This window comes from Sporofaciens sp. JLR.KK001 (genome assembly GCF_036941055.1).
GTDB lineage: Bacteria > Bacillota > Clostridia > Lachnospirales > Lachnospiraceae > Sporofaciens.
In genome coordinates this window covers 4360163-4386857 of record NZ_JAYMNO010000001.1, presented here as the reverse complement: position 1 = coordinate 4386857, position 26695 = coordinate 4360163, and the positions used below count along the sequence as shown (strand labels likewise).

Sequence of the window (26695 nt, the reverse complement as noted above, 5' to 3'; positions counted from 1 at the left end):
AGTGTTTCTGGTTAAAATATAAGGAAATGGGAGGGGATAAGATGAAGTACATAAGTAAGAAATGGGCGCTTTTGCTGGTTTGGCTCTGCTGCCTGTATTGTACGGCGTGCGCAGGATTTTTGCCTGTCACAGATCTGCAGGACGTATCGGATCGGCAGGAGACGGTATCGCTTGCAGAGATACCGGAGTATGCAGGGGAGCCTTATGTTATAATCAACGGGAATGAGCCGGATTTTACAGAGGAGGAATGGTCTGAAGACTCGTTTGAGATGTACAGCGAACAGGATTCTCTTGGAAGATGCGGTACGGCGTACGCCTGTGTGGGGAGAGACCTGATGCCAACAGAAGAACGCGGGAGCATCGGACAGGTGAAGCCGACAGGATGGCATACCATCAAATATGACAGCGTGGACGGGAAATATCTGTACAACCGCTGCCATCTGATCGGCTACCAGTTATCCGGAGAAAATGACAATGAACAGAACCTGATTACCGGTACCCGGTATATGAATGTGGAGGGTATGCTTCCCTTCGAGAACATGGTGGCGGACTATGTGGAGGAGACCGGCAATCATGTGCTGTACCGGGTGACACCGATCTTCGAAGGGGAGAATCTGTTGGCAAGCGGTGTGCAGATGGAAGCATTCTCTGTAGAGGATGAAGGAGAAGGGATCTTGTTTCATGTATTCGTCTACAATGCCCAACCGGGGATCTCTATTGATTATGCGACGGGGGAGAGCGCCTTATCTGGGGAGGAAAAGGTGCCTGCGAAGGCGCAGGCGGGCGAGATACGCGGCAATTCCAGGTCTAAGATCTACCACTGCCCGGGGCAGGCGGCTTATGAGGAGATGGCGGGTTCTAAGAACCTGGTGATATTTGAGACGGAACAGGAGGCAGAAGCAGCAGGCTACCGCAAGGCGAAGCGGTAAGCGGGATCAGGTTATCAGGCAGCAGAAGCGGCCGCCGCGTCTATTTTGCTTTCAATAGTATTGCTGCCTTGAAGAGCTGATTCTGATATTCGAATTTTGATACTCCATTATATTGTTCAATAATATTAAGGACTGAGGAGATTCCGATCCCCTTACGTCCTTTTTTCTTTGAAGAAATGAAGACATTCCCGGATCTCAGGATCTCTCCCTCATAGCTGTTTTCGATAATAATGGTCAGTAGGAAATTAGTGGTTGCTGATATTTTTACATTGATAAATCGGTCTTGTGACTTCATCCGTGTGCAGGCTTCGACGGCATTTTCCAGAAGGTTGGAGATGACGGCGCACAAGTCTATTTCGGGGAGGAGCGGTTCTTTTGGGAGCGATATGGAGACGTTGAAGGCAGAGTCCCGATCCTCTGCAAGCTCCTTATAATACCCGATCAGGGAGTTCAGGGCGAGGTTATCGCAGAATATATCTGCCGGAGAAGCTAGGGAGGAGAGATATTCTTTTACATAATCATTCAATCCCTGAATATCTTCTGCCTTAATATAGCTGCTGATCACCAGAAGGTGGTGGCGCATATCGTGGCGCTGTCTGCCGGTCTGTTCAATCTGGCGCTGGAGAGTCTCTGCCTGCTTGTGCTGAGAGTCAGAGACAGTCTCGGAGATATGCAGCTTCTCAGAAAGATTCGCATTTTCACTGATGACAATGACCATCCGCATGATCAGGACATAGGTGGCGAAGGTAAGGATCACCCAGAGCGGCGGGATGAAGTAGAAGAATCTGTCCGGCACAGACCCCGGGGCAGAGATATTCTGAGAAAATAGAAGATTATAGAGGAGGTTGTTGCAGATCGGGATGATCCATACCTGATTCCATATGGAAAAGGAGGCAGTATAGTCCAGGGCAGGGCGTAAGAATTTCCGGAAAAAACGGTAAATGAGAGGGAATGTGATAACCGTCAGAGCAATCCTGATTACGAACGAATCAAAGGTGTTGAAGGAGGGAAGGTGGCCGTTCAGCAGGAAAAAGGTATACATGGAAAGGAGTGTGACATGTTCAGCATAGCATTTTGCGACAGCAACGATAAAGATACCATGACCGAAACGGTAGTCGGCAGCCATGTCGAAGATGACCGCGCCAAGGATAATGGTGGACAGACCGATGACAAGGTATTTAAGCGGAAGCGAGGCGTAGCTTGCATATGTGCCGGAGCCGTAAAAGGTAACCACAAGGTACGAAAGGATAGCTCCGGCTAAATGCAGAAACACAGGGGTGTGCAGGCGGTTTCTGAATGTGAGGAGCAAGAGGGCGAAGCAGGGAAAGATAAAGCAAAGTGTATTGATGATATGTGCGGCTGTCATAATATCATACCTCCATTTACATAATCAAAAATATAGTTGGCATATGCCTGGATGATCTCTCTTTTCTTGGATTTGGATATGGGCAGGTGCTCACCGTTTTTCAGGATAAAATCATCGCCCTCCCAGGTGTCTATATAGTCCATATTGACCATACAGTTTCGGTAACACCACAGAAATTGCCTGTATGGGGTGAGCATCGGGGAAAAGTCGCCGAAGAACATGTAAGAACGGACGACCTTTGAGGGGGTGTGTACCTGAATATAATGGTTGTGATAGTCCACATACATGATATCAGTGACCAGGATCCGCGTCATTAGGTATCCTTCTTTCAACTCTATATAATGGGCGAATTTTTGTATGGTATTTTCAAAACGATTCAGGGCGTCTTCGAGCCGTGCGTAAGTGTACGGTTTCAGAAGGTAATCCAGGGCATGGAGCTGGAACGCTTTGACGGCGTGTTCTTTGCTGGAGGTTGAGAAGATGATCTGGCACTTGGGATTGATTCTCTTAAGCCTCTTCGCAATCAACATACCATTTGAATTCTGCATGAAAATATCGAGAAAAACAAGGTCGCAGCGCTCCTTGTCCAGTGTGTTCTCGAAATCTTTTTCGTGAATGAATTGTCTGATCGATACATGGATCTTGTGTTCATTGCAGTAGCGGCAGATATATTCAGATAAAAGCGCAAGGTCCTGCGGGCAGTCGTCAATAAGTGCGATAGTCATAACATCCTCCGTAATAGCATAATCAAGGCAAAACCTTTTGCCAGAGCGTATCTGAGCCAGATTCGCTCTGGCGCATTCATATTAACATATTGTAGGGTTTATTAGAACTAAAAAAATGGTAAAGTTTTATTTAATACGGTAAAAGATTTGTTTTATGTAGCAATAGGATGTATAAAGATGTGAGCGATACTAAAGTAAAGGGGGGAACAAACGAATGAGAAAGATGTTAAAAAAATTATTGATACTGTAGATCATACTTGGTATTTTATGTGCTGTTGTCGGGATTGCCGCTCTGATAGTGGGAAACCTTATGGACAGCCTTGCAGAGCTTCTGGAGATGATTTCTGTCTTCGTGTTCAGGAGCAGGAGACGAGCAGATAATTGCCATGATCTGAATAATAGCCAGGGTGACCGGCGCAAAATGCGGTAATAGGAGGATTTGGGAGTGAGAGCATTGAAGAAATTAATGATTAAGATGTTTTTATGTATGGCGCTTCTTAGTATGTTCATCACAGGGTGTGAGAAGAAGGCAGGAGATGAGAAGGAAGCAGAAAAACCGGAAGTAAAAACCGGCGAAGTGGAAGGCGTTCTGTTGGAATTCACCGGAGGTGAGATTGCACTGGAGAACGCCAAAGGAAAATATATTTTTGATGTGTCGCAGGCATTGATCAAGACAACGAATATGCGTTCCGGCGATGAATTGATCGTTTCTTACGAGGGAGAGCTTACGGGAACGGACACCTCCGGGGTAAAAGTGACGGCTGTGCAGGACTTGGGCAATAATAATGCGGATAAAGAAGAAAAAGAAGCGGTAGGGACACTGGTAGAGGCCTCGATGAATACGATCACGATCAAGCAGAATGACGGAACGCTGCTGACATTCCTCTCCAATAATTGTGAGCATGATATAAGGAATGGGCTTCGTGAAGGGAACTGGATCGTAGTTACATATGTCGGTGAGATCAAAGGGGATAATACGCAAAATGTTGCTGTGGTGAAGATAACGGATCATGATGAGAATAAAATCGAGCAGACACAAAAGAGTATGAATATCAAGGCGGTTGACGAGACTGTATATGCAACGGCGGGCGTTCATATCCGTGCTTCGTATTCTACTGTATCTGAGACAGTAGGTTCGTTGGCCAAAGGCGGATCCATCAGGCGTACCGGGATCTGTGACAATGGATGGTCGCGTGTTATTTATAACAACCATGACGCGTACATTTATGGAGATTATCTGACAACGGCCGCGCCTGCACCGGAAGCAAAGCCCGCGAAGACAGACGGTTCGGCACCGGCGACTTTGCAGCAGGGAACACAGCCGGCGCCGGCGAGGACACCGGGCAGCTATCAGCCGAAACAGCAGCAGACGGCAAGCGGTACAGTGGTCGATGCAACCATGAATACGCTGACCGTGGATGTAGGCGGGCAGGTCTATACGGTCAATATTATGGATGCCGCACATGAGTATGCGAACGGGATACAGACGGGAAATATTGTGACGATCACATATGAGGGTAATCTGGCGGACCCGAATGTGATGGTGTTCAAAGTACAGGATCAGGATCCGAATACAGCGGCAGAAAATTCGCTCTATACAGGGGCGATTCAGGACGCAACTATGAATACGGTCACGATATTGACGGATGACGGCGCGGTGCTTACATTTGACAAAAGCAATGCCAATGAGCAGGCGGAAGATATTCAGATTGGAATGAAGGTGGATATTACTGTTGATATGACGGCATCTGCACCGCAGGAGAATATATTGGTCGCTAAAGAAATCAAGCTGCACGCCTGAGATATGAAGAGCCTGCCTCTGGCAATGATTTTCCAAAATATAATGAGGGTAGGGGTATTTGAAAAATATACATGAAAACATATGAGAAAAAATACAAGAGACAAAAGCAATATGTAACAGGTATTGATGGATTAAGAGCAATTGCAGTTCTGATGGTATTTGCTTACCATCTCAGGCTGCCGTTTGCCAGAGGCGGGCTTCTGGGCGTTACTGTATTTTTTGTTATATCGGGATTCCTGATCACGCGGATCCTTGTATCGGAACTGGAGAGTACCGGTACGATTGATATGAAGAAGTTCTGGATCAGGCGGATCAGGAGGCTGCTTCCGGCAGTTTTGGCGATGGAGGCGGTGTTGATATTCGTAAGCGCTGTATTTAACAGGGTGTTGTTTACGAAGGCGTGTGAAGATCTGCTGTCCGTGATTTTCTGTTATAATAACTGGCGGCAGATATTCAACCAGATTTCTTATTTTGAGAACGCAGGCGTGCCGTCGCCTCTGACACATTGCTGGTCTTTGGCGATTGAAACGCAGTTTTATATGATATATCCGCTGCTGCTTATATTCATTAAGAAATATAAGAACTGGAAGAAGGCGGCTTCCCGGGTAACGGCGCTTCTGGCGGTCGTTTCCATGGGAGTTATGTGGATCCTGTTCGATCCTTCCAAGGATCCCAGCAGGGTATATTACGGAACGGATACGAGGTTTTTTTCGTTGTTGTTTGGGGCATTTTTGGTATTTAAGACAACGGGCGGCAGGGTGAGGAAGGTGATATCCCCGGTAACGAGCCGTGTAATAGGGGGAGTGGCATTTGCGGGGCTTATCTGTATGATGGCCAGGGTTGACGGATACAGCAGTTTCCTGTACAGAGGCGGTCAGGGAATTGCTTCTGCCTGTACCGTTTTGGTGATCTTTTCGCTTCTGAATGGAGACAGTATCTTAAACAGGCTGCTGAGTATACGGTTCTTGAAATGGATCGGGGACCGTTCTTATGGAATCTATCTATGGCATTATCCGGTTATCATCCTGTTGAGCAAGGGCCAACAAACTTCCTGGTGGGTTAACATCGTTGAGTTCTTGCTGGTTATTATCATATCAGATCTGTCATACCGTTATATAGAAATGCCCATACGCAGCGGGGCTATAGGAAGAAGCATCGCTGTCATCAGAAAAAGGCCCGGAACGAGGCAGGAACGAAAGAGACAGCTTAAAACGATCAGAAGGAGTATCAGGGCGGGAGCGCTGACACTTGCCGCAGCATTGGGTGTGTTGCTGTGCGTTGCGTTCGTGCCGCGGGAAAATACACTGGCCAATGCCGGGGATATGGAGAAGAAGGCTGAAAAAGCGCAGAAGATCGCGAACCAGAAAGCAATGCGGCTCAATGAGACGATCGGACAGGATGCCTGGCAGGACAGCCGCAAGAAGCTTCAGTCGAATGAAGAAATGCTGAGCAGCCTGAATCTCTTGCTGATCGGTGATTCTATCGCATTGGGGGCGATAGATCAGTTCTATGCAGAGTTCCCGGCAAGTATCAGTGATACGGCCGTCAGCAGGCAGACAACGGCAGGCGTCGGAGTCTACAATTCCTACGTCAGTGAAAAAGGATGGAACGGAGACGGTGTGATCTTCGCCCTTGGTGCAAACGGACTGCTTCATGATTCTCTTGAGAAGATGAAGGGGCTGATCGGGGAGGATAAGCCGTTATTCGTGATCACAGTCAGGGCGCCTTATGTAAACTGGGAAGGAACGAACAACCAGAAGATCTATGAGTTCACGGAGGATGTAGACAATGCTTATCTGATCGACTGGTATACGATCAGCGAGGGGCATGGAGAGTTCTTCGTGGAGGACGGGACACATTTGTCATCGGAAGGAATCCGGGCTTATGTGGAAGGAATCAAAGAGGCAGTTCTTAAGGTATACAGTGAACAGATTTGACCCTTTGCCGTTATGGCGGAGGGTTTTTTCAGGTTTTTCAGTGTATTTTTACGTTGATTATTGCGGTGTTTGTGGTTAAAATAGATAAGAAATGGGGAATAGCGAAAAGGAGATTGGTATGATAGAATACTATGAACAACTGACCCAGGAGGAGCAGGAGGCAGTTACGGAAGTGATCCGGACACTGTACCGCCAGACTTATCTGTTGGAGCGCAAATACGACCGCCGCACCGGGCGGATGCAGTATATGAAGGAATACCGTGTGTGCAGCAAGCATCTGGAGTTCCTTAAGGAATATTTCACTGTTGCGGGGATGACCTTACAGGAGAATGTACATATGGGTGTGATTTACATTCAGGGCGGACCTAACTGGGGCGAGAAGCTTCCGAGACTTGCGACTGTCTATCTTCTTGTGCTGAAGCTCATTTACGACGAACAGATGGCATCGGTGTCGTCAAGCAGCCATATCGTGACGACTATGGGGGCGGTTAACGGCAAAGCCGGTGAATTCCGGGTTCTAAAGAGCCTGCCGTCTGTCACGGAGATGCGGCGTACCATCGCCCTTCTGAAGAAATACCAGATCATAGAGCCGCTTGAGGTGTTGGAGGAGATGAACGAGGAGACGAGGATGATTATCTATCCGTGTATCCAGGCGGTACTGATGGGGGAAGGGATCAAGGAACTGTTGGCAGAATTCGGGGAGGAGGACAATCTTGGAGACGAGACAGCCATTCAAAGCACTATCGAGGATATGTCTGAATAACTGGCATTACATAGATAAGAAGGTACTGACCTTAAGCGAAGGGATCAATTTTTTCACCGGACATTCAGGGAGCGGGAAGTCTACTGTGATCGATGCGCTCCAGATCGTGCTGTACGCAAGCACGGACGGAAGAGGGTTCTTCAATAAAGCGGCGGCGGACGATTCGGACCGTTCGCTGATCGAGTACCTGAGAGGCATGGTGAATATCAGCGAGAACAATGAGGCGCAATATCTGAGGAATCAGAATTTCTCAAGTACGATTGTATTGGAGCTTACGCAGACGAATACGGGGGAGAAGCAGTGCGTGGGCGTAGTGTTTGATGTGGAGACGGCGTCGAACGAGATTGGCAGGCTGTTTTTCTGGCATGCGGGTGAGTTCCTTGAGGGAAATTACCGGATCGGGAAGCGAACCATGACGACGCTGGAACTTAGGGAATATATGCAGAGGACATTTCCGGCGGAGAGATTCTACTGCGGACCAAGTAATGAGCGGTTTCGGCGGCAGCTCTATGACATCTACCTCGGCGGGCTGGATATGGAGAAGTTTCCGAGGCTTTTTAAGCGGGCGATTCCGTTTCGCATGAATATCAAGCTTGAGGAATTTGTGAAGGAATACATCTGTATGGAGCAGGACATCCATATTGAAGATCTGCAGGAGAGTGTGATGCAGTATGGAAGGATGCGGGGAAAGATCGAGGAGACCTTAGAAGAGATTCGAAGATTGGAACAGATCGGGGAATGCTACCGGGATTATGACGGGAAACGGGAGACGGCGAAGCTGTGCGCTTATCAGATTGAACGTCTGGAGATGTTAAGGCTTGAATCTCAGGTGCAGGAATGCCGGGATAAGATCGAGGACCGTAAGGAAGAGATCGCTTCCGGCAAGCAGAGGCAGACAAGGCTTGAAGAAGAGCAGAGCGGGCTTATGAAGGAATATGAAGAGATCATTCTTCAGATCGCGGACAGTGGATATTCCGGGATGGAGGCGGAGCTTGGGGCTGTAAGCGAGACTCTTACACGCCTTGAGGACAGCCGGACCCGATGGCAGCAGACGGCAGAGCGCCTCAGGGAATGGAAGGAGAAGGATATCACACCGAACCAGGTAATCTGGGATATCGATCAGTTTGCCAAGGAGATGATATCAGAGGAGGAACTTCAGAGGCTAAAGGACAGCCTTGGAGATATTCAGGAGGAATTAGAAGGCCAGCGGCAGGAGGCAGACGCGAAGCTTCGCCAGATCAAGAAGGAGGAACGAGAGGCGAGAGAGGAATTGAAGGCCTTGAAGCAGGGGAAGAAAGCTTATCCGCGGGAGCTTGAGGAGGCGAAGTTCGAGCTTAGGGGACGTCTGCATGAGCGCTGCGGCAAGTTCATCAACGTACAGATATTGGCGGATCTTCTGGATCTTAAGGACGAACGCTGGCAGAATGCGGTGGAAGGATATATGGGGAATAATAAGCTGCTCCTGATCGTGGAGCCGGCTTATGCGAAGACTGCCATGGACATTTACCAGGAGATGGATAAGAAGAAGTTCTTCCGTGCGTCGGTGCTGGATACGGAGAGGGTGATGCAGGAAGCGCATCCGGTCCGCAAGGGCGCTCTGGCGGAAGAGGTCAGGGCGAAGGAGCCGTATGTGCAGGCGTATATTGATTTCTTCCTGGGAAATGTAATGAAATGTGAGACGGTAGAGGAGTTAAGGGACTGCAGGATCGGTATTACACCGGACTGTGTATTGTATCATAGCTTCCGCCTGCAGCATATTAAGCCGGAGAACTATACCAGATGTGCGTATATCGGTGAGGTCAGTATGCGTCAGCGGATCCTACGGTTGGAGGAGCAATGTCAGAGCCTGCAGGAAGAGCGTCTCCCCTGCCAGGAGGAGTTAGAGGCGATCCGCCGGATGATGCAGATGGAGCTGTTAAACCAACCGGCAGAGGACTATCTTGGATGGCTTACGGATATACGGGAGATATCCGGGAAGAAGCGCAGGAAAAATCAGCTTGAAGAGAAGATGAGCAAGCTTAAAAGTGAGTCAGTAGATGCCTGGGAAGCACAGAAAAAGGAGCTGCAGAACCGTCAGGATGAGAAGAAGGCTCAGATCGCCAGGGTTCAGGAGACGATCTGGAATGATCAGAAGGAGATTGAGAAGCTGCGGGAAGATCTGTTGGAGGCAGAATCCGGGATCGCGGAGCAGAGACGGAAGCTTGCGAGGGAGTTCAGCAGAGCGGAGACAGAGTCAAAAGACGGCGGCGGGGAGCAGAGCGAGGACGGGATCGCGGCTGCCGAAAGAGTCGGCGTCATAGAGACGTCAGTCAGATATGAAGAAGAATTTCAGCGGTATCTGTCGGGTAGGAAGTCAGTGAATTATGATTATCTCAAGCGCCAGCGATTGTCTGACCTTTATCCCCTGCGGGAAGCGGAAGAGGTGAGTTATCAGAAGCTTGTGGAGGAGAGGAGCAGCTATGTTAGAAGCTATCCGAACCGGACATTTTCTACGGCAATTAAGGAGAATACCTGTTATGATGAACTGTTAGAATCTCTTTCCTGCGACGACTTGGAAGCGTTCCGGGAGTCGGCAAAGGAGCAGGCGCGCTCTGCGGTGGAGCATTTCAAGGACGACTTTATCTTCAAGATCCGAAGCGCGATCCGGGAGGCCTATCAGCGGAAGGATGAATTGAATCGGATTATCAGCGGGCTGGATTTCGGGAAGGATAAGTATCAGTTTGTCATCACGAAGAATAAGGGAGCCGATGGGAGATTCTATAAGATGTTCATGGACGATGCGCTGCAGATCCATCCGTCCCAGTTGACGGATTCCATGGAGAATCAGCTCAATATGTTTACCATAGAGCATGAGGATCAGTATGCAGAGTTGATGAATGAACTGATCAATATATTCATTCCACCGGAGAATGCGACGCAGGAGGAACTGAACGAGGCGAAGAAGAATATGGACAAATATGCGGATTACCGGACATACCTGTCCTTCGATATGCAGCAGATCGTCCATGGAAGGAAGGATATGGCAATCGGTCTTGGCAGGATGATCAAGAAGAATTCCGGCGGTGAGGGGCAGAATCCGCTGTATGTGGCGCTGCTTGCAAGCTTCGCCCAGGTATATAAGATCAATACCCCGGCGAAGCTTAGGCGCAATCCGACTATACGCCTGGTCATACTGGATGAAGCATTCTCCAAGATGGATGCGGAGAAGGTGGCAAGCTGTATCTCCTTGATCCGGGGGCTTGGATTTCAGGCAGTTATCAGCGCCACCAACGATAAGATCCAGAATTATCTGGAGAATGTGGATAAGACCTTCGTGTACGCGAACCCGGATAAGCGGCATATCTCAATACAGGAGTTCGAGAAGAAGGATTTTGGGGAATTAATATTAGTTTGACAGGGGTAACAGTATATCCGCCCCGAATCCCCCATTCGTATTCTGGTATATCCTTACGCTGCCTCCGTGGGATGCAGCGATCTGGCGGACAATCAGAAGCCCTAAGCCGTGTCGTTGCCGGATATTACTGTCGCACATCATATAATGAGGCGTGCCGTTTAGCTTCTCAAGCTGTTCCGGCGATATGCCAAGTCCGTCATCCTCTACCCGGATGATGCAGCGCCCGCCGTCTGCCTGTACGGAGAGATATATGGTACATCCGTCGGCATTGTGGTTGATGCAGTTCTGGATCAGGTTGGATACGGCGCGCTTCAGAAGATCCCGGTCCGCGTCGATCAGGCAGGCAGTAAGCTTCGGATCGGTCTGCCATTCGATGGGATACTTCCCGTCGATATCCATATTGATATAATCTACGGCAGTCTGTCTTACTATGGCGACTGCATTTTCTTTGGTTCTATGGAGCGGCTGCATGTCATATTCAAGCTTTGAGGCGAGATTCAGATCGCCTATGAGGCTGCGTATCCGTTCGCACTGTCTTACAATGACGGCTGCCTGCTTGTGTTCGTCTTCCGTGAGACGGGGATTGCAGGAAAGTTGTCCGGCGTATCCCATCGCCATGGACAAAGGCGTGCGGATATCGTGAGAGATGCCGGCGATCCAGTTTGCCCGTGCAGTCTCTTTTTTCTTAAGCTGATAATTCTGCGACCGGAGAAGCTCGGCAGTCTGGTTGATGCTTGCGGCAAGTTCGGACAGTAATCCCCTTTCTTTCACATAGACAGGCTCTTTGGCGGGTAATGCCTGTATTCCTTCTACAATCGGCTTTACTGACCGGAGAAGCTTCATGTTGGCAGTAAAGTAGATCAGAAATATGAATATGGCGTTCACAAGCAGTGTGTTCAGCATATATCGGGGCAGGTTCTCGATAAAATGATAGTCCCAGTTTGGATACATATGTTTCCAGTAGCGGTTCTTAGGATAGCCAAGGACAACCAGCCCGTCTGCGGCCCCTCCGGTAAAGGTGGGATAATCCATGAGATATCCGCGGGTAAGAGAAGCGATCTCTGCCAGTGAATAGCTAAGGGGGATCTCGGCGGGCAGATCATTCGTGTGCCAGACAACCTGATGAGTGGTGTTATCGATCAGGATGCCCCAGGCATGTTCTCGTGCCAGTTCTGCTGAGACTTCTTCCGGCAGAATGTATTCGCTGCCCTTGCCCGTCTTCTGTAATGCCGCGCCGGTTTCCAGAGCAGTGGTCCAGGGCGACGCCCCGGGAGTCTGCCTGGAAGCCAGGATGAAGAGCACAAGGATATTCAGGGCGAAGAGCAGGATTGTGCCAAGTAATAAGATGATAAGGAAACGCCGGATTAATTTGGGAACGCTTTTCATGCTGTTTTCCTCCGTCGGATTATTATTGTACGATCAATTTATAGCCTAAACCCTTTACCGTGATCAGAGATTCCGGTTTGGACGGATTCTCTTCGATCTTCTCCCGGATCCGGCGGATATGCGCCATCAGGGAATTCTCATATCCGTAGGGGTTATCGCCCCAGGCGGCTTCGCACAGAGCATCTATGGTCACGATGCGCCCGGCGTTGCGGCAGAGAGTAAGAAGGATCGCATGCTCCTTGGCTGTCAGGGGGATGGGTTCCTTAGGCTCAGTTTCTCTCAGCGCTTCGGCGCGCTCGAAATCAATCTTGCAATATTTCAAGGATACCACCGGAGCTTCGCTTTTGTAGGTCCTGCGAAGGATCGCCGTGATGCGGAAGATCAGCTCTTTTGGGAGAAAGGGTTTGACCATGTAATCGTCTGCACCAAGTCCAAAGCCTTTGAATTTGTCTTCCTCTTCACCGCGGGCGGTCAGGAACAGGACCGGATAGTCTCCGTCTTTTCGAAGTACTTCCATCAGGGAGAATCCGTCGCCGTCGGGAAGCATCACGTCAAGGATTGCCAGTTCTGGGCGGAATGTACCGGCAGCGGTCAGGGCCTCCCGGACACTTCCGGCGGTTCTTACTTGTGTGAAGCCTTCGTTTTGCAGGATGGAGGCGACCATATCCTGCAGACCGGGTTCATCGTCTACGAGCAGTATTCGTTTATTCTTCAGATATTCTAAGTTCATGAATCATTTTCCTTTCTGCGGTACGGTATATGGATTGTTACTGTTACTATCATATCACAGATAGAGTGTTTTTTAATGTATTTGTGGCAAATGTAAGGTAGATGTAAGGTTAAGAGAATGTGGATGTAAGGATGTTCGTTTAGAATATAAGCATACCAACAGCAAAGGAGTAATGAAGGATGAATATTATCGAGACAAAGAATCTGACCAAATCATATGCAGGCTTCACGGCAGTTTCCGGTGTGAACCTCCACATTCCAAAGGGAATGGTCTATGGCTTCCTTGGCCCCAACGGCGCAGGCAAATCCACAACGATGAAGATGTTCTTAGGGCTGACAAAGCCTACGGACGGAGATTTTGTGATAGACGGGAAACGATATCCGGCGGATCGGATTCCGATCCTCAAGGAGGTTGGTTCCTTCATAGAGGCGCCTGCGTTCTATGGGAATCTTACCGGTGAAGAGAATCTGGATATTGTCAGGAGGATCTTAGGACTTCCGAAATCTGCGGTGGATGATGCGCTGAGATTAACAGGGCTTTCACAGTGGAGGAAGCGTCAGGCAAGAAAATATTCTCTTGGTATGAAGCAGAGGCTTGGACTTGCAAGCGCCCTGATCGGACGGCCGCCCATCCTGATCCTCGACGAACCGACCAATGGGCTGGATCCGGTGGGAATCCATGAGATCCGCTCCCTGATCCGTTCCCTTCCGGAGAAACTGGGCTGTACGGTTCTGGTATCTTCGCATTTGTTGTCGGAGATAGAGTTGATGGCTGACCAGGTGGGAATTCTGAATCATGGACGGCTCTTATTCGAAGGAACGCTTGAGGAATTGAAGCGGGGAGCGCAGGAGCGGGGATATCCGACGGATAACCTGGAAGAGACCTTTCTCGCGATGATCGAGGAGGATAACCTTCGAAGAGGCAGCAGGGCGTATACCGCATGACGGAAGGAGGGATGAAACATGGGTATAGCATTAGAGTATAAGAAAATAAAAAGGACAGGAATCATACCGGGATGCCTTGCAGGCGGGTTCCTGGCGGCTCTTATCCCGGTCCTGGAGCTTGCGGTACGGTCCGAACAATATACCGGGCTTATGCAGCCGCCGCTTCGGACGATCTTCCAGGCAGACTGGCAGATGATGTCGATGCTGAATATGCTGATCGTCATCACGGCAGCATGCATGATGTACCACACGGAGTATGCGGATAATGCAATCCAGCGGATCATAACATTGCCCATGAGGGAAGAGACAGTATATTTCCTGAAAGCCCTCCTGCTATCCGGGATGTGCCTGGGTTTCTTGGCAATGGAGATGCTATCTGTAAGTGTGTGTATTCTTCACTGGTTTGGCGGAGAGGGCGGGGCGTTCTCGGCGTACTATGGCGCGTCTTTTCCCGAAGCATATCTGGAATTGATCCAAGATCTGCTTTGGAATCTTGGGTATTGCTTCTGTATGCTGCTCCCGGTAGTATTCCTGTCTCTTCTGATCGCGTCTGCATGTAAGAACATGTGGATTTCCCTTGGGGTTGACGTGGTCTGCGTATTTATGGCGACCATGATCCCGGTAAAATACTTTGCATTGGCAATTTTCCCGTTCGCACTGCCGTTTCAGATATCAGAAGGGGCAGGAACGGGGCAGACAGCAGGTTTTCTGGCAGCCGGGATCATAGAGGTGCTTGTGATCGGGGCGGCGGAAATCCTGTTCTTGAGAGTAAGGAGGTCGTTGGCATGAATTTCTTATCGTTACTTGCAGTGGAATGGAAGAAGCTGCGTCGTTCCAGGATTCTGCTGATCCTGGGGACCGCAACGGTGATGTTATGGATCCCGTCGGTTTTGAATGCGGATCTGAACTTCGGAATGCAGGCAGAAGGAATCTCGCCGGAGCATAATTTCCTGATACAGGGATTTATGGGGATGGCATGGTTCATGTTTCCGGCAAGCATGGTAGTGGGCACGGTATTGCTTGCGCAGACAGAGCGGACGAACCATGGAATCTTGAGGATGCTTGCCCTTCCTATAAGCGCGGGGAAGCTGTGCCTGGCAAAATACATGATCTTGCTGGGGCTTGCGGCGATCCAGGTCTTGATGATGACGGGAATGTATTATATAAGCGCTGCAATTGCGTCACAGATGCAGGATTATGAATTCTTACTGCCGCCGTTGTTCGTACTTGCGCAGGCGGGAAAGCTGTATGTCTCGTCATTGCCGATGATCGCGTTCTTCTGGATGCTGTCTGTATGCATTCAGACGCCCATCTTCTCGGTGGGGATCGGGCTTGCATCTATCGTGCCGTCGGTCCTGATGATCAACACGAAGGCGTGGTTCCTGTATCCGATGGATTATCCGTTCTATGTCATTACGGCCGAATATGGGGAGCTGGCTTTGAATCTGTCTGAGACGGAGATAGAGTTGCTTCCCTGGATTCCGGCGGCGGTCGTATTTACAGGGATCTGTCTGGCGGTTTCCTGTATGTGCTTTGGGAAAAACGAGAGAAAGTAGAAGGAAGGAGATTGAGAAAATGAAACAGAGTATGAGAGGTGTATTAACTGCTATTTCAAGTGTAATGATGTTCTTGCCGTGGACGATATTCATTGTGAGGGAGAATGCATGGGCGCTGGAATCCCCGGCGGCAGAGATTGTGATTGGAAGTTATGCGGCATATATGATATTTGCGGGTGTATTTACATTTGGCGTCTACATGAAGGGAAGGGTGCAGAATTCTCTTATGAAGATCTGCCTGGTGGTCAATGAGCTCTATGCCGTTGCGGGAGTGATGGCGCTGGTGATGATGACGGTCGGGAAGGTTATGTAACGGATGTAACGGTCTTTTGTAAATAGCATTTGACGGAAAATATATTTACTGCTAGAATAATTAAAAAGTGTGTGGTCAAGGTGATTGGTATGCAAAAAAAGTTTAATGTAAACGGAGTCTGTTATCCGGACCGGCATTATATGGTAGATCTGAATGGACGGCTTAAGAAGATCAGGCGGCTGGTAGATAACGGAGATTATTTTGTGATCAACCGTGCCAGACAGTATGGGAAAACGACAATACTGCGGGCATTAAAAGATTTTCTTCAGCAGGATTATATCGTCATTCTCATGAGTTTTCAGAAAATGAGTTCTGCCAAATTCAAAGATGAAGCTTCATTTGCACGGGCATTTGCGCGTGATTTTATCAAGAAGGCAGCTGCAGATACAGAGAATGGGAGGATGGATGAGGCTTCTATCCTGGAATTAGAGGAGCGGTGCCGGGATGATTTTGATCTGGTAGAGCTATTCGAGATGCTCAGCAGTATATGTGCATCGGCATCTGAGCGGATCGTCCTGATGATCGATGAGGTGGATCAGGTTTCCAATCACCAGGTGTTTCTGGATTTCCTGGGGCAGATGCGGGAGTACTATATGAACAGGGAAGAGACGATGACTTTCCATTCGGTTATTCTGGCCGGAGTTTATGATATCAAGAATCTCCGACTGAAGATCAGACCAGATGAGGTTCACCGATATAATAGCCCATGGAATATTACGGCTGATTTTGATGTGGATATGAGCTTCTCGCCAGAGGATATCGTAACGATGCTGCGGACATATGAGGCAGATCATCATACGGGTATGAATATCGGGAGAATGGCAGAAGAACTCTATGGCTACACAGGAGGCTATCCATACCTGGTAAGCTGTCTTTGCCGGAAAATAGATGAAAAGTGTATGGGTTGGGATACGGCAGACCTTCGGATGGCAGTCCGGGATCTGCTCAAAGAACGAAACACACTGTTTGAGGATGTGATCAAAAATATCAGGAGTAATCAGGAGTTTTCCAATCTGGCAGAACAGCTTCTGCTCAACGGGGCGAATGTGGTTTTCGAGCGCAGTAATCCGATTATTGACTTGGGGGAAATGTTCGGGATATTGGCAGAGAAGGACGGAAAGGCAGCTATTTCTAATGTGATATTTGAGACACTGATCTTGAATTATTTTACATCTGTGCGTGCGACCAAAGCATTGATCAATTCAGAATATATTGAGAAATCACGGTATATACGTGAGGGCAGACTGGATATGGAAAAGGTGATCAGAAAGTTTGCCGTTTTCCTGAAATCAGAATATCGCCGGGAGGACGGAGCGTTCATCGAGCAGCAGGGAAGGCTTTTGTTTCTTGGATTCTTACGTCCGATTATCAATGGAACAGGACATTATGCGGTGGAACCGCAGACCAGGAAAAATGCAAGGATGGATATTCAGATTTTCTATGGAAACGAGGAATTTATCGTAGAGTTAAAGTGTTGGAGAGGAGAGGCCTATGAACGGAAAGGGTATGACCAGCTTGCTGAGTATCTGGAAGCAAGAGGTCAGCAGCAGGGATATCTGATCAGTTTCAGCAGAAATAAAAAGAAGCCGAAGGAAGATCAGTGGATCAGGCACAAAGGGCATGATATTTTTGAAGTGATCGTGGAGTGTTGATTTAACGCTGTAATATTATAAAGGGAGGGATCAGTATTGATGCGGTATTTTAATACTGAGGGGGGTGTGCAGGCCGGATGAGCATTACATGGTACGGCTGGATGACAGACTGGATAAGATAAAAGACTGTATGTAGACCGCAGGAAATATTTTGTTATCAATAGGGGCAGGCAGTATGGTAAGACGACGACGCTCAGGGCATTAAAAGAATATTTGAAAGACGAGTATTTTGTTGTGTCTATGGACTTTCAGGGAATCGGTACAGAAGAGTTTACGTGAGTTATTTGTCCGTTTGAGCCAGATATGTGCAGCGGCGGACAGACCGATCGTATTATTGATTGATGAAGTAGACAGTGCATCGAATAATCGGGTTTTGTGCGGCCCAATATTACGGCGATCTCCATGGGAATCAGATGCTTCTTGGGGAATGTATCAGGCGTATCTCTTTTACGGAGATGTTATAGTTGGACAGAACATGGTTCGGGCAATGATCTGTGAAATTAGGAGCTGTAGAAAGATAACTACGCAAGCTGCATCAGTTATTTTCTACAGCTCCTTACTATCGTATCTCGTATGTCAATATATAGTCGTCCATCACGAATCCATTCCCGATATCTGCTACCTGTTCATCAGTGATCACGAATCCCAGGTGGTCATAGACTTTAAGTGTGTGTGCATTGTATTTATTGCAGGTGAGCCAGATCTTCTTAAGTCCGCGCTCTTCGCATAACCGAATCAGGAAATTCAGAGCTTCTGTCGCGAGATGCTGTCCGCGGCAGTCCTTTTTAATATAGAGCTTGCTTAAGAACAGGGCGTCTTCCTCCTGGTGGATACCGATGTACCCGGCGAAGGTGTGGGAGATGTGGATCTGATAGTATTCATAGCCGTCCTGCTTGATCTGTGATCTGAGAGCCGGATAGGACTGGAATTTGTCTACCATATAGTTGACTTGTGCTTCCCCGATGATGGGGGTAAAATGCTGATGCCAGATCTCATCGGCAAGAGCAGCGATCTCGTGGATTTCTGCATCTGTTTTTGCAGGCAGTATGTTTACAGTATTCATATGATGCCTCCGTCTTTAGAATAGTTTAATAATTATAGATTTCTCTTATAGCATTATACGTGATATAATAGCTTCGTACAAGAAGAAAATTTAATTGGATCTGATTGTAGAGAAAGAAGGTGTATTTTTGAAGAAATTTAATAATTACGATCTGCACTTTCGTTTTGAGACGAAAGAAGGCGTTCACTTTGAGAATGCACAATATATCCATCCATTGAAGCAGAAGCTTGTGCAGAGTTATGTCGGCTGTTTTGACCAGGATTATAATGTAAAAGCTGCGATTATATTCGGAAGCAGTGTGGAATTTGGCTGTCATAGCTTTAGCGATTTAGATATCTGTATCGAACGATATGATTATGAAAGAGGATTCCGAAACTATCCGGAAGAATATGTGGAAGAAACAGATCTTGTATATTATGACGCGATTGGACCGCGTCTGAAGAGTGAGATTGAGAAGAAGGGAATCGTTGTGTTTGACAGGGAGGGGCTTTATGTGTGATATTCGTTTGTTTAGATCTGCTTATACAGAGTTTGAACTTGCCAGAGAGATTTTTCAAATTCCCCGGAATGATGAAGCGTTCCTGAATGGGATTGCATATCATTTGCAACAGTCAGTGGAGAAGCTTTTAAAGGCATTTCTTGAATGTAAGGGAGTGACTGTGCCTAATACCCACGATATATACAAATTAGTCCGAATGTCCCGGCAGAATGGTTCGAATATTGTTCTGACTTCCTGGCTTGAAGACCGGGCAGATACGCTGACACGCTGGGAGACGGACACACGGTATAATATGGATTATTCCGTTGAGGCTCAAAAGGTGCAGGAGGGGCTTGAGGAGATTCGGAATCTTTTTGAGATGAATGGAATCAAAGAAGAACTTTGCACGGAACTTAAGGATGAAGGCGTCAAAAGGAGACTTTGTTCTTTTTTTCCGAAGGATTTCAGTCCGGCAGATGATTTTGAATGGAATTGTTATTATCAGATCTACAGAAAGCAGTTGGAAAAAGAATAAAATGATCTACGATACGGAGGAACTATATGGACGGATTTGTCACACTTAAGGACGTTAAGAAGAGATACCGCATGGGCGAAGTGGAGATCATGGCGGCTGACGGGATCGATTTCCGGATCAGCAAGGGTGAGTTCGCAGTTGTAGTAGGCCCAAGCGGCGCGGGCAAGACGACGGTTCTTAATATCCTTGGCGGTATGGATACGGCGTCAGAGGGGAAGGTGATCGTGGACGGACAGGACATCACGTCTTATTCCCAGAAGCAGCTTACCGCCTACCGGAGAGATGATATCGGCTTCGTATTCCAGTTCTATAACCTGATCCCCAACCTGACCGCGCTTGAGAACGTGGAGCTGGCGCTTCAGATCTGCAAGGATCCCATGGATGCAAGGGAAGTGATGGAAGAGGTGGGCTTAGGGGCGCGTCTTGATAACTTCCCGGCGCAGCTATCCGGCGGGGAACAGCAGCGGGTATCCATAGCCAGGGCGCTGGCGAAGAATCCGAAGATTTTGTTATGCGACGAGCCGACGGGGGCGCTTGACTACAACACGGGTAAGGCGATCCTGAGGCTCCTGCAGGATACCTGCAGGGTCAAGGGCATGACGGTCATCCTGATCACGCATAACTCGGCGATAGCGCCCATGGCGGACCGCGTGATCAAGATCAAGAACGGGCGGGTGGCAGAAGTGGCAAGGAATCCGTATCCGGTGCCGGTTGAGACGATAGAGTGGTAGGATTGGCAGATGAAGAGGACGAAGAAAGCTACTAGGAAAGATTTCTATATGGAGATTAGGAAGAGTCGGGGGAGATTCCTGTCGATTCTTTTTATCGTGACGCTGGGAGTGGCATTTTTCTCCGGCATCCGTGCATCTGAGCCGGATATGAGGCTGACCGGAGACGCGTATTTTGATGAGGCTGAGTTAATGGATATCAAGGCGATCTGTACTTATGGAGTCACAGAGGATGACGTAGAGGCCATGGAAGCGGAAGAAGGAGTGGCGTGTGCAGAAGGGGCGTACAGCGCGGATTTTCTCTACAGCACAAAGGATGCACAGCAGGTGCTCCATGTGATGTCGCTGCAGGAGAAGATGAACCAGATCACGGTAAGTAAGGGCAGAATGCCGGAGAGTGCGGGAGAGTGTCTTGCGGATGATAATTCTTCGTTTGCAGTCGGGGATCAAATCAGGCTTGAGTCTGGAACGGAGGATGAAGTGACGGATACCCTCAAGACGGATACCCTTGAGGTCGTAGGGCTTGGCAACAGTCCTTGTTATCTGTCCTACGGGAGAGGAAGCTCGACGGTAGGCGACGGAAGTATTCGGGCGTTTCTGATAGTGCCGGAGGATACCTTCGATATGGAGGTCTACTCGGAGGTCTACATGCAGGTGACAGGCGCGAAGGAACTGCTGGCATTTACCGATGCGTATGATGGCCGGGTCGAAGAAGTGCTTAAGCGGATCGAGGCGCTGGCGGACGACCGGGCGGTAGTTCGTAAGGACAGCCTTAAGGACGAGGCGAACGAGAAGCTTGAAGAAGCCAGAGAGGAGTTAGAAGACGGCAGAAAAGAAGCTAAGAAGAAGCTTGATAATGCGGCAAAAGAGATCGCAGACGCGGAGAAGAAGCTTGCGGACGCGAGAAAACAGATCGAAGACGGAAGGGCGCAGATCGCAGATGCGAAGATGACCTTAAGTTCTAAGCAAAAGGAGTTGGATGCGGCGCGGGTCCAGTATCAGGACGGGGTAGCGCAGCTGAATGACGGGAAAGCGGCGTATGAGGAAGGGCTTTTGCAGTATGAGGAGGCAAGAGCTGAGGCAGATGTGCAGCTTCAGACCGGCCGGCAGCTTTTGGACGGGCTGCAGGCACAGATCAATGCGGACGAGGAGCGTTATTATGCCCTGCTTGCGCAGATTGAAGACCTGCGGGAACAGGCGGACGTATCAGAGGACAGCTTGGATGATACCGGAGAATCTGCGGGAGAGCCGGATACGGGACCAGACCAGCAGATCGCCGCGCTTGAAGCGCAGGCGCAGGCTGTTGCGGCAAGGCTTGAGGGAGAGCGGCAGGCATACACGTTAGGTCAGGCCGGGATAGAAGTGGTGCACCGGGAGATGGATAGCGTCCAGGCGGAGCTTACGGCGGCAAAGAGCCAGATCGACGCGGCAGAGGCGGAGCTTGCGGCGGCGCCGGCGAAGCTTTCCTCTGGACAGGCGCAGATCAACAGCGGTTGGAATGAGTTAAGGTCGCAGGAGCAGAAGCTCGTGGACGGTGAGGCAGAGATCGTTTCGAATGAGGCGAAGCTTGTGGATGCGAAGAAGGAATACGAGGAAGGCAAGGCCGAAGCCGAGGCCGAGATCGCTGACGGCGAGAAGAAGATAGCCGAAGCCGAGGCTGATATCGAGGATATCGAGTTGCCCAAATGGTATGTCTATGACCGGAGCACGCTCATCGAGTACAGCGGATTCGGGGAGAATGCCCAGAGGCTGGGAGCCATCGGCCGGGTTTTCCCGGTATTATTCTTCCTTGTGGCAGCGCTGATCAGCCTGACAAGCATGACGCGTATGGTAGAGGAACAGAGGACATCCATCGGCACGATGAAAGCTCTGGGATACAGTAAGGGTGCGATTGCTTCCAAATATATCGAATATGCGCTTCTTGCCACGGCGGGCGGAAGCGTGATCGGGGTCTTGATCGGAGAGAAGATCCTCCCGTATATTATCGTGTATGCCTATGGAATCCTGTATCAGCATTTGCCCAAGATCCTGGTACCCTATGATTGGGGATATGCGGCTATGGCGTCCGGCGCGGCAGTATTCTGTACGCTGTTCGCCACCGTCATGGCATGTTATAAGGAATTGGAGGCCCAGCCTGCCGTACTGATGAGGCCGCCGGCGCCCAAGAATGGCCGCAGAGTATTCCTGGAGAGGATCGGCGTCGTCTGGAGACATCTGAATTTTACCTGGAAATCTACTATTCGGAATCTGATGCGTTATAAGAAACGTTTCTTCATGACCATATTTGGGATCGGCGGCTGTATGGCGCTGATGCTGGTCGGATTCGGCTTGAAGGATTCCTGTTATGAGATTGCCAAGCTTCAGTTCGCCGAGATTCAATTCTACGACGGAAGCATCTATCTGGAAGAAGATATTACAGAAGAGCAGCAGGACGAGTTAGAAGCGGCGCTTAAGAGTGAAGAGCAGATCAGCCGGTATATGAAGGCGAACATGCAGAATATCACCTTGGTCAACGGCAAGAAGGAGTGCGCGGCTTACGAATGTGTATTTGGTTCGGTTGAGGATATCCCGTGGTTCGTGGATTTCCATGACAGGAGATCTAAGGAGCGGTATGAGCTTACGGACGACGGGGGCATCATTAGTGAGAAGACGGCGAAGCTTCTGGATGTAAAGCAGGGCGATACGATAGAGATCAAGGATGAGGAGAAGGGGAACAAGCAGGTGAAGGTCACACAGATCTGTGAGAACTACATGGGGCATTACATCTATTTTACTCCTGCCTGTTATGAGGAGGTATACGGAGAAGAACCAGAATACAACAGCATTCTGTTCGAGGTGGAAGATTCGGATGTGAATGCGGATTTGGAGAAGATCGGAAGGAATCTGCTGAAACAGGATGGGGCGCTTAGCGTAAGCTATACGCATGATATCGAGAAGCAGCTTGACGATATGCTTCGCAGTTTGAATCTGGTCATTGTGGTCCTGATCATCTCGGCAGGTATGCTTGCGTTCGTGGTGCTCTATAACCTGAATACGGTGAATATCGCGGAACGTAAAAGAGAGCTGGCGACACTTAAGGTGCTGGGCTTCTATAATATGGAAGTGGCGGAATATGTGTACCGGGAGAATATTCTCCTGACATTTTTGGGGGCGGTTGTAGGAGCCGTACTTGGAAGATTCCTACATTTGTTCATTATCGAGACAGTGGAAGTGGATTCAGCTATGTTTGGAAGGAATATCAATATGCCGAGTTACATATACAGCTTGATTCTTACGGTGACATTTTCTATGCTGATCAATGGAGTGATGTATTTTAAACTTAAGAAGATAGATATGGTAGAGTCGCTTAAGAGTATTGAGTAGACGGTCAGGAAGACTTGATTTTATTTCTGTCATGTTTTAAAATAGGTATTAAAATAAGTTAGGTAATCTTAGAGTGTAAAATAGGAGGCGGCAATATGCAGAAACGTATTTTAGTGGTGGATGATGACTCAATGAATCTGGTAAGGACGAAGATGATCTTAGGGAAGCAGTATGACGTGGTTCTTGCGGAGTCGGGCGAGGCAGCGCTTAATAAGCTTAAGACTGAGAATATAGATCTTGTACTTCTCGATATTGAGATGCCAGATATGAATGGTATAGAGACCTTTGAGCGGATGAAAGAGCTGCCGGTCAAGGTTCCGGTGATCTTCCTGACTGCATCGGGCTATGAGGATGACGTGATGAGCGCGATCAGGCTTGGAGCGGTGAATTACCTGAAGAAGCCTTTTTATCCGGAGGAGCTGATGAAACGGGTAGCAAAGGAGTTTGAGAAATAATGGGAACGGATGGACAGACAGGCAGACATTTGCTTCTGGCCGGCATCATCACTGCGTTCAGTGTGATATTGATAATGATCACGATGGTGATGTCGTGGGAGCTATGGATGGTTCCGCTGTTTATGATGAGCAATTTGAGTGTGTGGTTTCTACATATTGCAAGGCTTGGCTCAGGAGGGTTTTATGAGAACCTGTGCGCCGGACTGCTGATGACAGAGTTCTTCTTTTTCGGAGTGCATGAAAGCAGCCTTTTTGATATGCCGGGGGTGGCATGTATCATGGTCCTTGCTTTATTTATGCTGGATAAAAAGTGGATGCTGTATATGATAGAGACTCTTTATGGATTTGCGGTGCTGTATCATTTCCTGATTCTGCATACGATCTCTCATAATATGGAGATTTGGGAGATAATCCGTCTGGGGCTTGGTATTGTAGTGACAACAGGCGCGGTATTGCTCGCAAAGTTCTGGATCAACAGACGGAGGGAGCAGCGGAAGTACTACGACATTGCTTTTGCCAAGATGGAGACGGCCGGACGGCAGAACGCCGATTTTCTCTCGAATGTCTCCCATGAGCTCCGAACTCCGATCAACATGGTGATCGGACTCAGCGAGGTTACGCTGGGGAAGGATATTTCCCCGGAGATTCGGACAGATATGCAGTCCATACAGTTGGCAGGTAAGCGTCTCTCCAACCAGATTAACGATATGCTTGACTATACGGAGATCGTGGAAGGTACGCTGACTCCGGTGAAGGAAAAATATATGATCACTTCGGTGCTGAATGATGTGATCACCATGACGGGGATGCAGAGCGGAAGGCACCAGTTTGAGTTGGTGTTTGATATCAATCCGAAGGTGCCGGCGGTTCTGGTGGGAGATGCCGAGAAGATCTCCCATGTACTTAAGATCCTGGTGGAGAATGCGATCAAGTTCACTGAACAAGGCGGTATCAACGTCTGTATTGACTATCGGCAGGAGAGCTATGGAATCAATCTGATCATAGACATTTATGATACAGGAATCGGCATGACAGAATCCCAGCTTACGCAGATGTATGATGCATTTTACCAGGCAGATACAGGAAGCAGCCGTTTCGCAGGAGGATTAGGGCTAGGTCTTCCCATTGCGAGAGGGATTCTGAATGCGATGGGAGGCTTTGTCCATTTTGACAGTGAACGGCAGCACGGACTGCATGCTCATATAGCTGTCCCGCAGGGAGTGGCGGACGTGTCTCCGTGCATCGTGCTTCCCAATGCGGATCAGTTCTGTATTGGCTGCTATTTCAGACCGGAAAAATATTCCTGCGATGATGTCAAAGGCTATTATGATAGATTGATTCTGCATATGGTGGAGGGGCTTGGTGTCGAGGGATATCAGGTTCATAATTTTGAAGGACTGAAAAAATTGCAGCGCAGCTATAAGCTGACTCATGTATTTATTGCACAGGCCGAATATGAAGAGTATCAGGATTATTATGAGAAGCTGGCGGATACGCTTCGGGTGGTCGTGATCTCGGAACGGGGATATACCTTAAGCAGGGGAAGCAGGCTGTCAGTGATCCACAAGCCGTTTTCGGCGCTGTCGGTTGTGAACCTGTTAAGCGGAGCCGGAAGAGGGGATGGATTCGAAGATGCGCAGGCTGTGGGCAGAATGCCGTTTACTTGTGAGGGAGTCCGGGCGCTGGCTGTGGATGATGAGGAGATGAATCTGGTGGTTGCCAAAGGTGTCTTAGGCAGTTATGAGATGGAGGTAGATATCTGCCAGAGTGGAAGAGAAGCAATCGAACGCTGCAGCAGGATTCCTTATGAAGTCGTCTTTCTGGATCATATGATGCCGGGCTTTGACGGTGTAGAGACATTGAAACAGCTTCGTGAGATCAATAACGGAATGTATCAGGATGTGCCAGTGATCGCATTGACTGCCAATACCGTCAGCGGCGCGCGGGAGATGTTCCGAAATGAGGGATTTACAGAATTTATCCCCAAGCCGATCGAACGTTCCGTTCTGGAACGGGTGTTGCGCCGGGTGCTGCCTGAGGAATGTATACAATATAAGACCGAGAATAGTTTTAAGGATACGTCCGCCGAAGAAATAAGCCAGGATATCAAGGCTGATTCTTTGGAAGACATCTCTGCAGATGAAGAGACAGAACAGGCAGGCGATGCGGCGGATACTGCTGCAGAGGAAGCGGAGACACTGGTATCCTCCCTTCCGAAAGAGCAGCTTGTGCAGGCTGGAGTCAATGTGAAGATGGGACTTGGCTACTGTTGTGGAGAGGAAGAATTCTATCTGGAGATGCTGCGGATGTTCTGCGCTCAGAGTGAAGAGAAGAGAGAAGAGCTGATTGCACTGTATGAATCCGAGAACTGGGCGGATTATGCGGTCAAAGCTCACGCGTTGAAGAGTACGTCTCTGACGATTGGGGCAGAGACGCTGTCTGCGCATGCGAAGACATTGGAACTTGCAGGCAAAAGCGGGGATATAGAATATATTCGGGAGAATCACTCCATATTGCTGCGTATGTATGAAGAAGTCTGCGGGAATATCCATGACTACATAACACTATGATATCAGG

At 48.9% G+C, this 26695-nt stretch carries 21 protein-coding genes and 1 pseudogene; 17 read left to right on the top strand and 5 right to left on the bottom strand.

The genetic code is table 11. The annotated features are described in order from the left end of the window. Nucleotides 1-41 precede the first annotated feature (41 nt). Entirely contained in the window at nt 42-929 is an 888-nt protein-coding gene (locus VSQ62_RS22190; protein WP_334636913.1) for a DNA/RNA non-specific endonuclease, read from the top strand. Between the two features lie 40 nt (nt 930-969). Here the strand turns inward: VSQ62_RS22190 and VSQ62_RS22185 are convergent, their stop codons facing one another. After that, nucleotides 970-2295: a sensor histidine kinase gene (locus VSQ62_RS22185; protein WP_334636912.1), complete on the bottom strand. Its 1326-nt coding sequence runs from the start codon at nt 2293-2295 to the stop codon at nt 970-972. After that, nucleotides 2292-3020 carry a LytR/AlgR family response regulator transcription factor gene (locus tag VSQ62_RS22180; RefSeq protein ID WP_334636911.1) on the bottom strand — a complete coding sequence of 243 codons (729 nt, stop codon included), beginning with the start codon at nt 3018-3020 and terminating at the stop codon, nt 2292-2294. The genes VSQ62_RS22185 and VSQ62_RS22180 overlap by 4 nt, the downstream gene beginning before the upstream one ends. 445 nt (nt 3021-3465) lie before the next feature. Here VSQ62_RS22180 and VSQ62_RS22175 point away from each other — a divergent pair, with 445 nt between their 5' ends. From VSQ62_RS22175 to VSQ62_RS22160, 4 genes are all read left to right on the top strand, one after another. Beyond that, complete coding sequence (locus VSQ62_RS22175) at nt 3466-4821, top strand: hypothetical protein (protein WP_334636910.1); 1356 nt, start codon at nt 3466-3468, stop codon at nt 4819-4821. Between the two features lie 71 nt (nt 4822-4892). Next, entirely contained in the window at nt 4893-6758 is a 1866-nt protein-coding gene (locus VSQ62_RS22170) for an acyltransferase family protein (protein WP_334636909.1), read from the top strand. Nucleotides 6759-6876: 118 nt separating this feature from the next. Then, nucleotides 6877-7521, top strand: coding sequence for a DUF4194 domain-containing protein (locus tag VSQ62_RS22165; protein ID WP_334636907.1), 645 nt, complete (start codon nt 6877-6879; stop codon nt 7519-7521). Further along, complete coding sequence (locus VSQ62_RS22160; RefSeq protein ID WP_334636906.1) at nt 7472-10915, top strand: ATP-binding protein; 3444 nt, start codon at nt 7472-7474, stop codon at nt 10913-10915. Before VSQ62_RS22165 ends, VSQ62_RS22160 begins: the two co-directional genes overlap by 50 nt. On the opposite strand, the gene VSQ62_RS22155 is transcribed toward VSQ62_RS22160, so the two are convergent. Continuing rightward, nucleotides 10907-12301, bottom strand: coding sequence for a sensor histidine kinase (locus tag VSQ62_RS22155; RefSeq protein ID WP_334636905.1), 1395 nt, complete (start codon nt 12299-12301; stop codon nt 10907-10909). The two genes, VSQ62_RS22160 and VSQ62_RS22155, sit on opposite strands and share 9 nt — an antisense overlap. Nucleotides 12302-12323: 22 nt before the next feature. Beyond that, nucleotides 12324-13031: a response regulator transcription factor gene (locus tag VSQ62_RS22150; RefSeq protein ID WP_334636904.1), complete on the bottom strand. Its 708-nt coding sequence runs from the start codon at nt 13029-13031 to the stop codon at nt 12324-12326. A gap of 179 nt (nt 13032-13210) precedes the next feature. Between VSQ62_RS22150 and VSQ62_RS22145 the strand changes: the two genes are divergently transcribed. The 6 genes and pseudogenes from VSQ62_RS22145 to VSQ62_RS22120 all read left to right on the top strand — a co-directional run. Continuing rightward, nucleotides 13211-13975: an ABC transporter ATP-binding protein gene (locus VSQ62_RS22145; protein WP_334636903.1), complete on the top strand. Its 765-nt coding sequence runs from the start codon at nt 13211-13213 to the stop codon at nt 13973-13975. 18 nt (nt 13976-13993) lie between these two features. After that, nucleotides 13994-14764 carry an ABC transporter permease gene (locus tag VSQ62_RS22140; protein WP_334636902.1) on the top strand — a complete coding sequence of 257 codons (771 nt, stop codon included), beginning with the start codon at nt 13994-13996 and terminating at the stop codon, nt 14762-14764. Beyond that, nucleotides 14761-15531, top strand: a complete 771-nt coding sequence (locus VSQ62_RS22135; protein WP_334636901.1) for an ABC transporter permease — start codon at nt 14761-14763, stop codon at nt 15529-15531. Before VSQ62_RS22140 ends, VSQ62_RS22135 begins: the two co-directional genes overlap by 4 nt. 19 nt (nt 15532-15550) lie before the next feature. Further along, the gene (locus VSQ62_RS22130; protein ID WP_334636899.1) at nt 15551-15844 is read left to right on the top strand and encodes a hypothetical protein; all 294 of its coding nucleotides are present in this window, start codon (nt 15551-15553) and stop codon (nt 15842-15844) included. Between the two features lie 89 nt (nt 15845-15933). Continuing rightward, on the top strand, nt 15934-17496 hold the full coding sequence (locus VSQ62_RS22125) for an AAA-like domain-containing protein (protein ID WP_334636898.1): 1563 nt from the start codon (nt 15934-15936) through the stop codon (nt 17494-17496). Nucleotides 17497-17535: 39 nt separating this feature from the next. Continuing rightward, nucleotides 17536-17869: pseudogene (locus VSQ62_RS22120) on the top strand (AAA family ATPase); the annotation flags it as partial. 186 nt (nt 17870-18055) lie between these two features. On the opposite strand, the gene VSQ62_RS22115 reads toward VSQ62_RS22120, so the two are convergent. After that, nucleotides 18056-18559, bottom strand: a complete 504-nt coding sequence (locus VSQ62_RS22115; RefSeq protein WP_334636897.1) for a GNAT family N-acetyltransferase — start codon at nt 18557-18559, stop codon at nt 18056-18058. Nucleotides 18560-18686: 127 nt separating this feature from the next. Between VSQ62_RS22115 and VSQ62_RS22110 the strand changes: the two genes are divergently transcribed. From VSQ62_RS22110 to VSQ62_RS22085, 6 genes are all read left to right on the top strand, one after another. Next, nucleotides 18687-19058, top strand: a complete 372-nt coding sequence (locus VSQ62_RS22110) for a nucleotidyltransferase family protein (protein WP_334636896.1) — start codon at nt 18687-18689, stop codon at nt 19056-19058. Further along, entirely contained in the window at nt 19051-19572 is a 522-nt protein-coding gene (locus VSQ62_RS22105; protein WP_334636895.1) for a HEPN domain-containing protein, read from the top strand. Before VSQ62_RS22110 ends, VSQ62_RS22105 begins: the two co-directional genes overlap by 8 nt. Nucleotides 19573-19598: 26 nt before the next feature. After that, a complete protein-coding gene (locus VSQ62_RS22100; protein WP_334636894.1) occupies nt 19599-20303 on the top strand; it encodes an ABC transporter ATP-binding protein in 705 nt (234 codons plus the stop codon). Between the two features lie 48 nt (nt 20304-20351). Further along, a complete protein-coding gene (locus VSQ62_RS22095) occupies nt 20352-23663 on the top strand; it encodes an FtsX-like permease family protein (protein WP_334636893.1) in 3312 nt (1103 codons plus the stop codon). A gap of 95 nt (nt 23664-23758) precedes the next feature. Beyond that, nucleotides 23759-24118, top strand: coding sequence for a response regulator (locus tag VSQ62_RS22090; RefSeq protein ID WP_334636892.1), 360 nt, complete (start codon nt 23759-23761; stop codon nt 24116-24118). After that, a complete protein-coding gene (locus tag VSQ62_RS22085) occupies nt 24118-26688 on the top strand; it encodes a hybrid sensor histidine kinase/response regulator (RefSeq protein ID WP_334636891.1) in 2571 nt (856 codons plus the stop codon). Before VSQ62_RS22090 ends, VSQ62_RS22085 begins: the two co-directional genes overlap by 1 nt. Nucleotides 26689-26695: the final 7 nt, after the last annotated feature.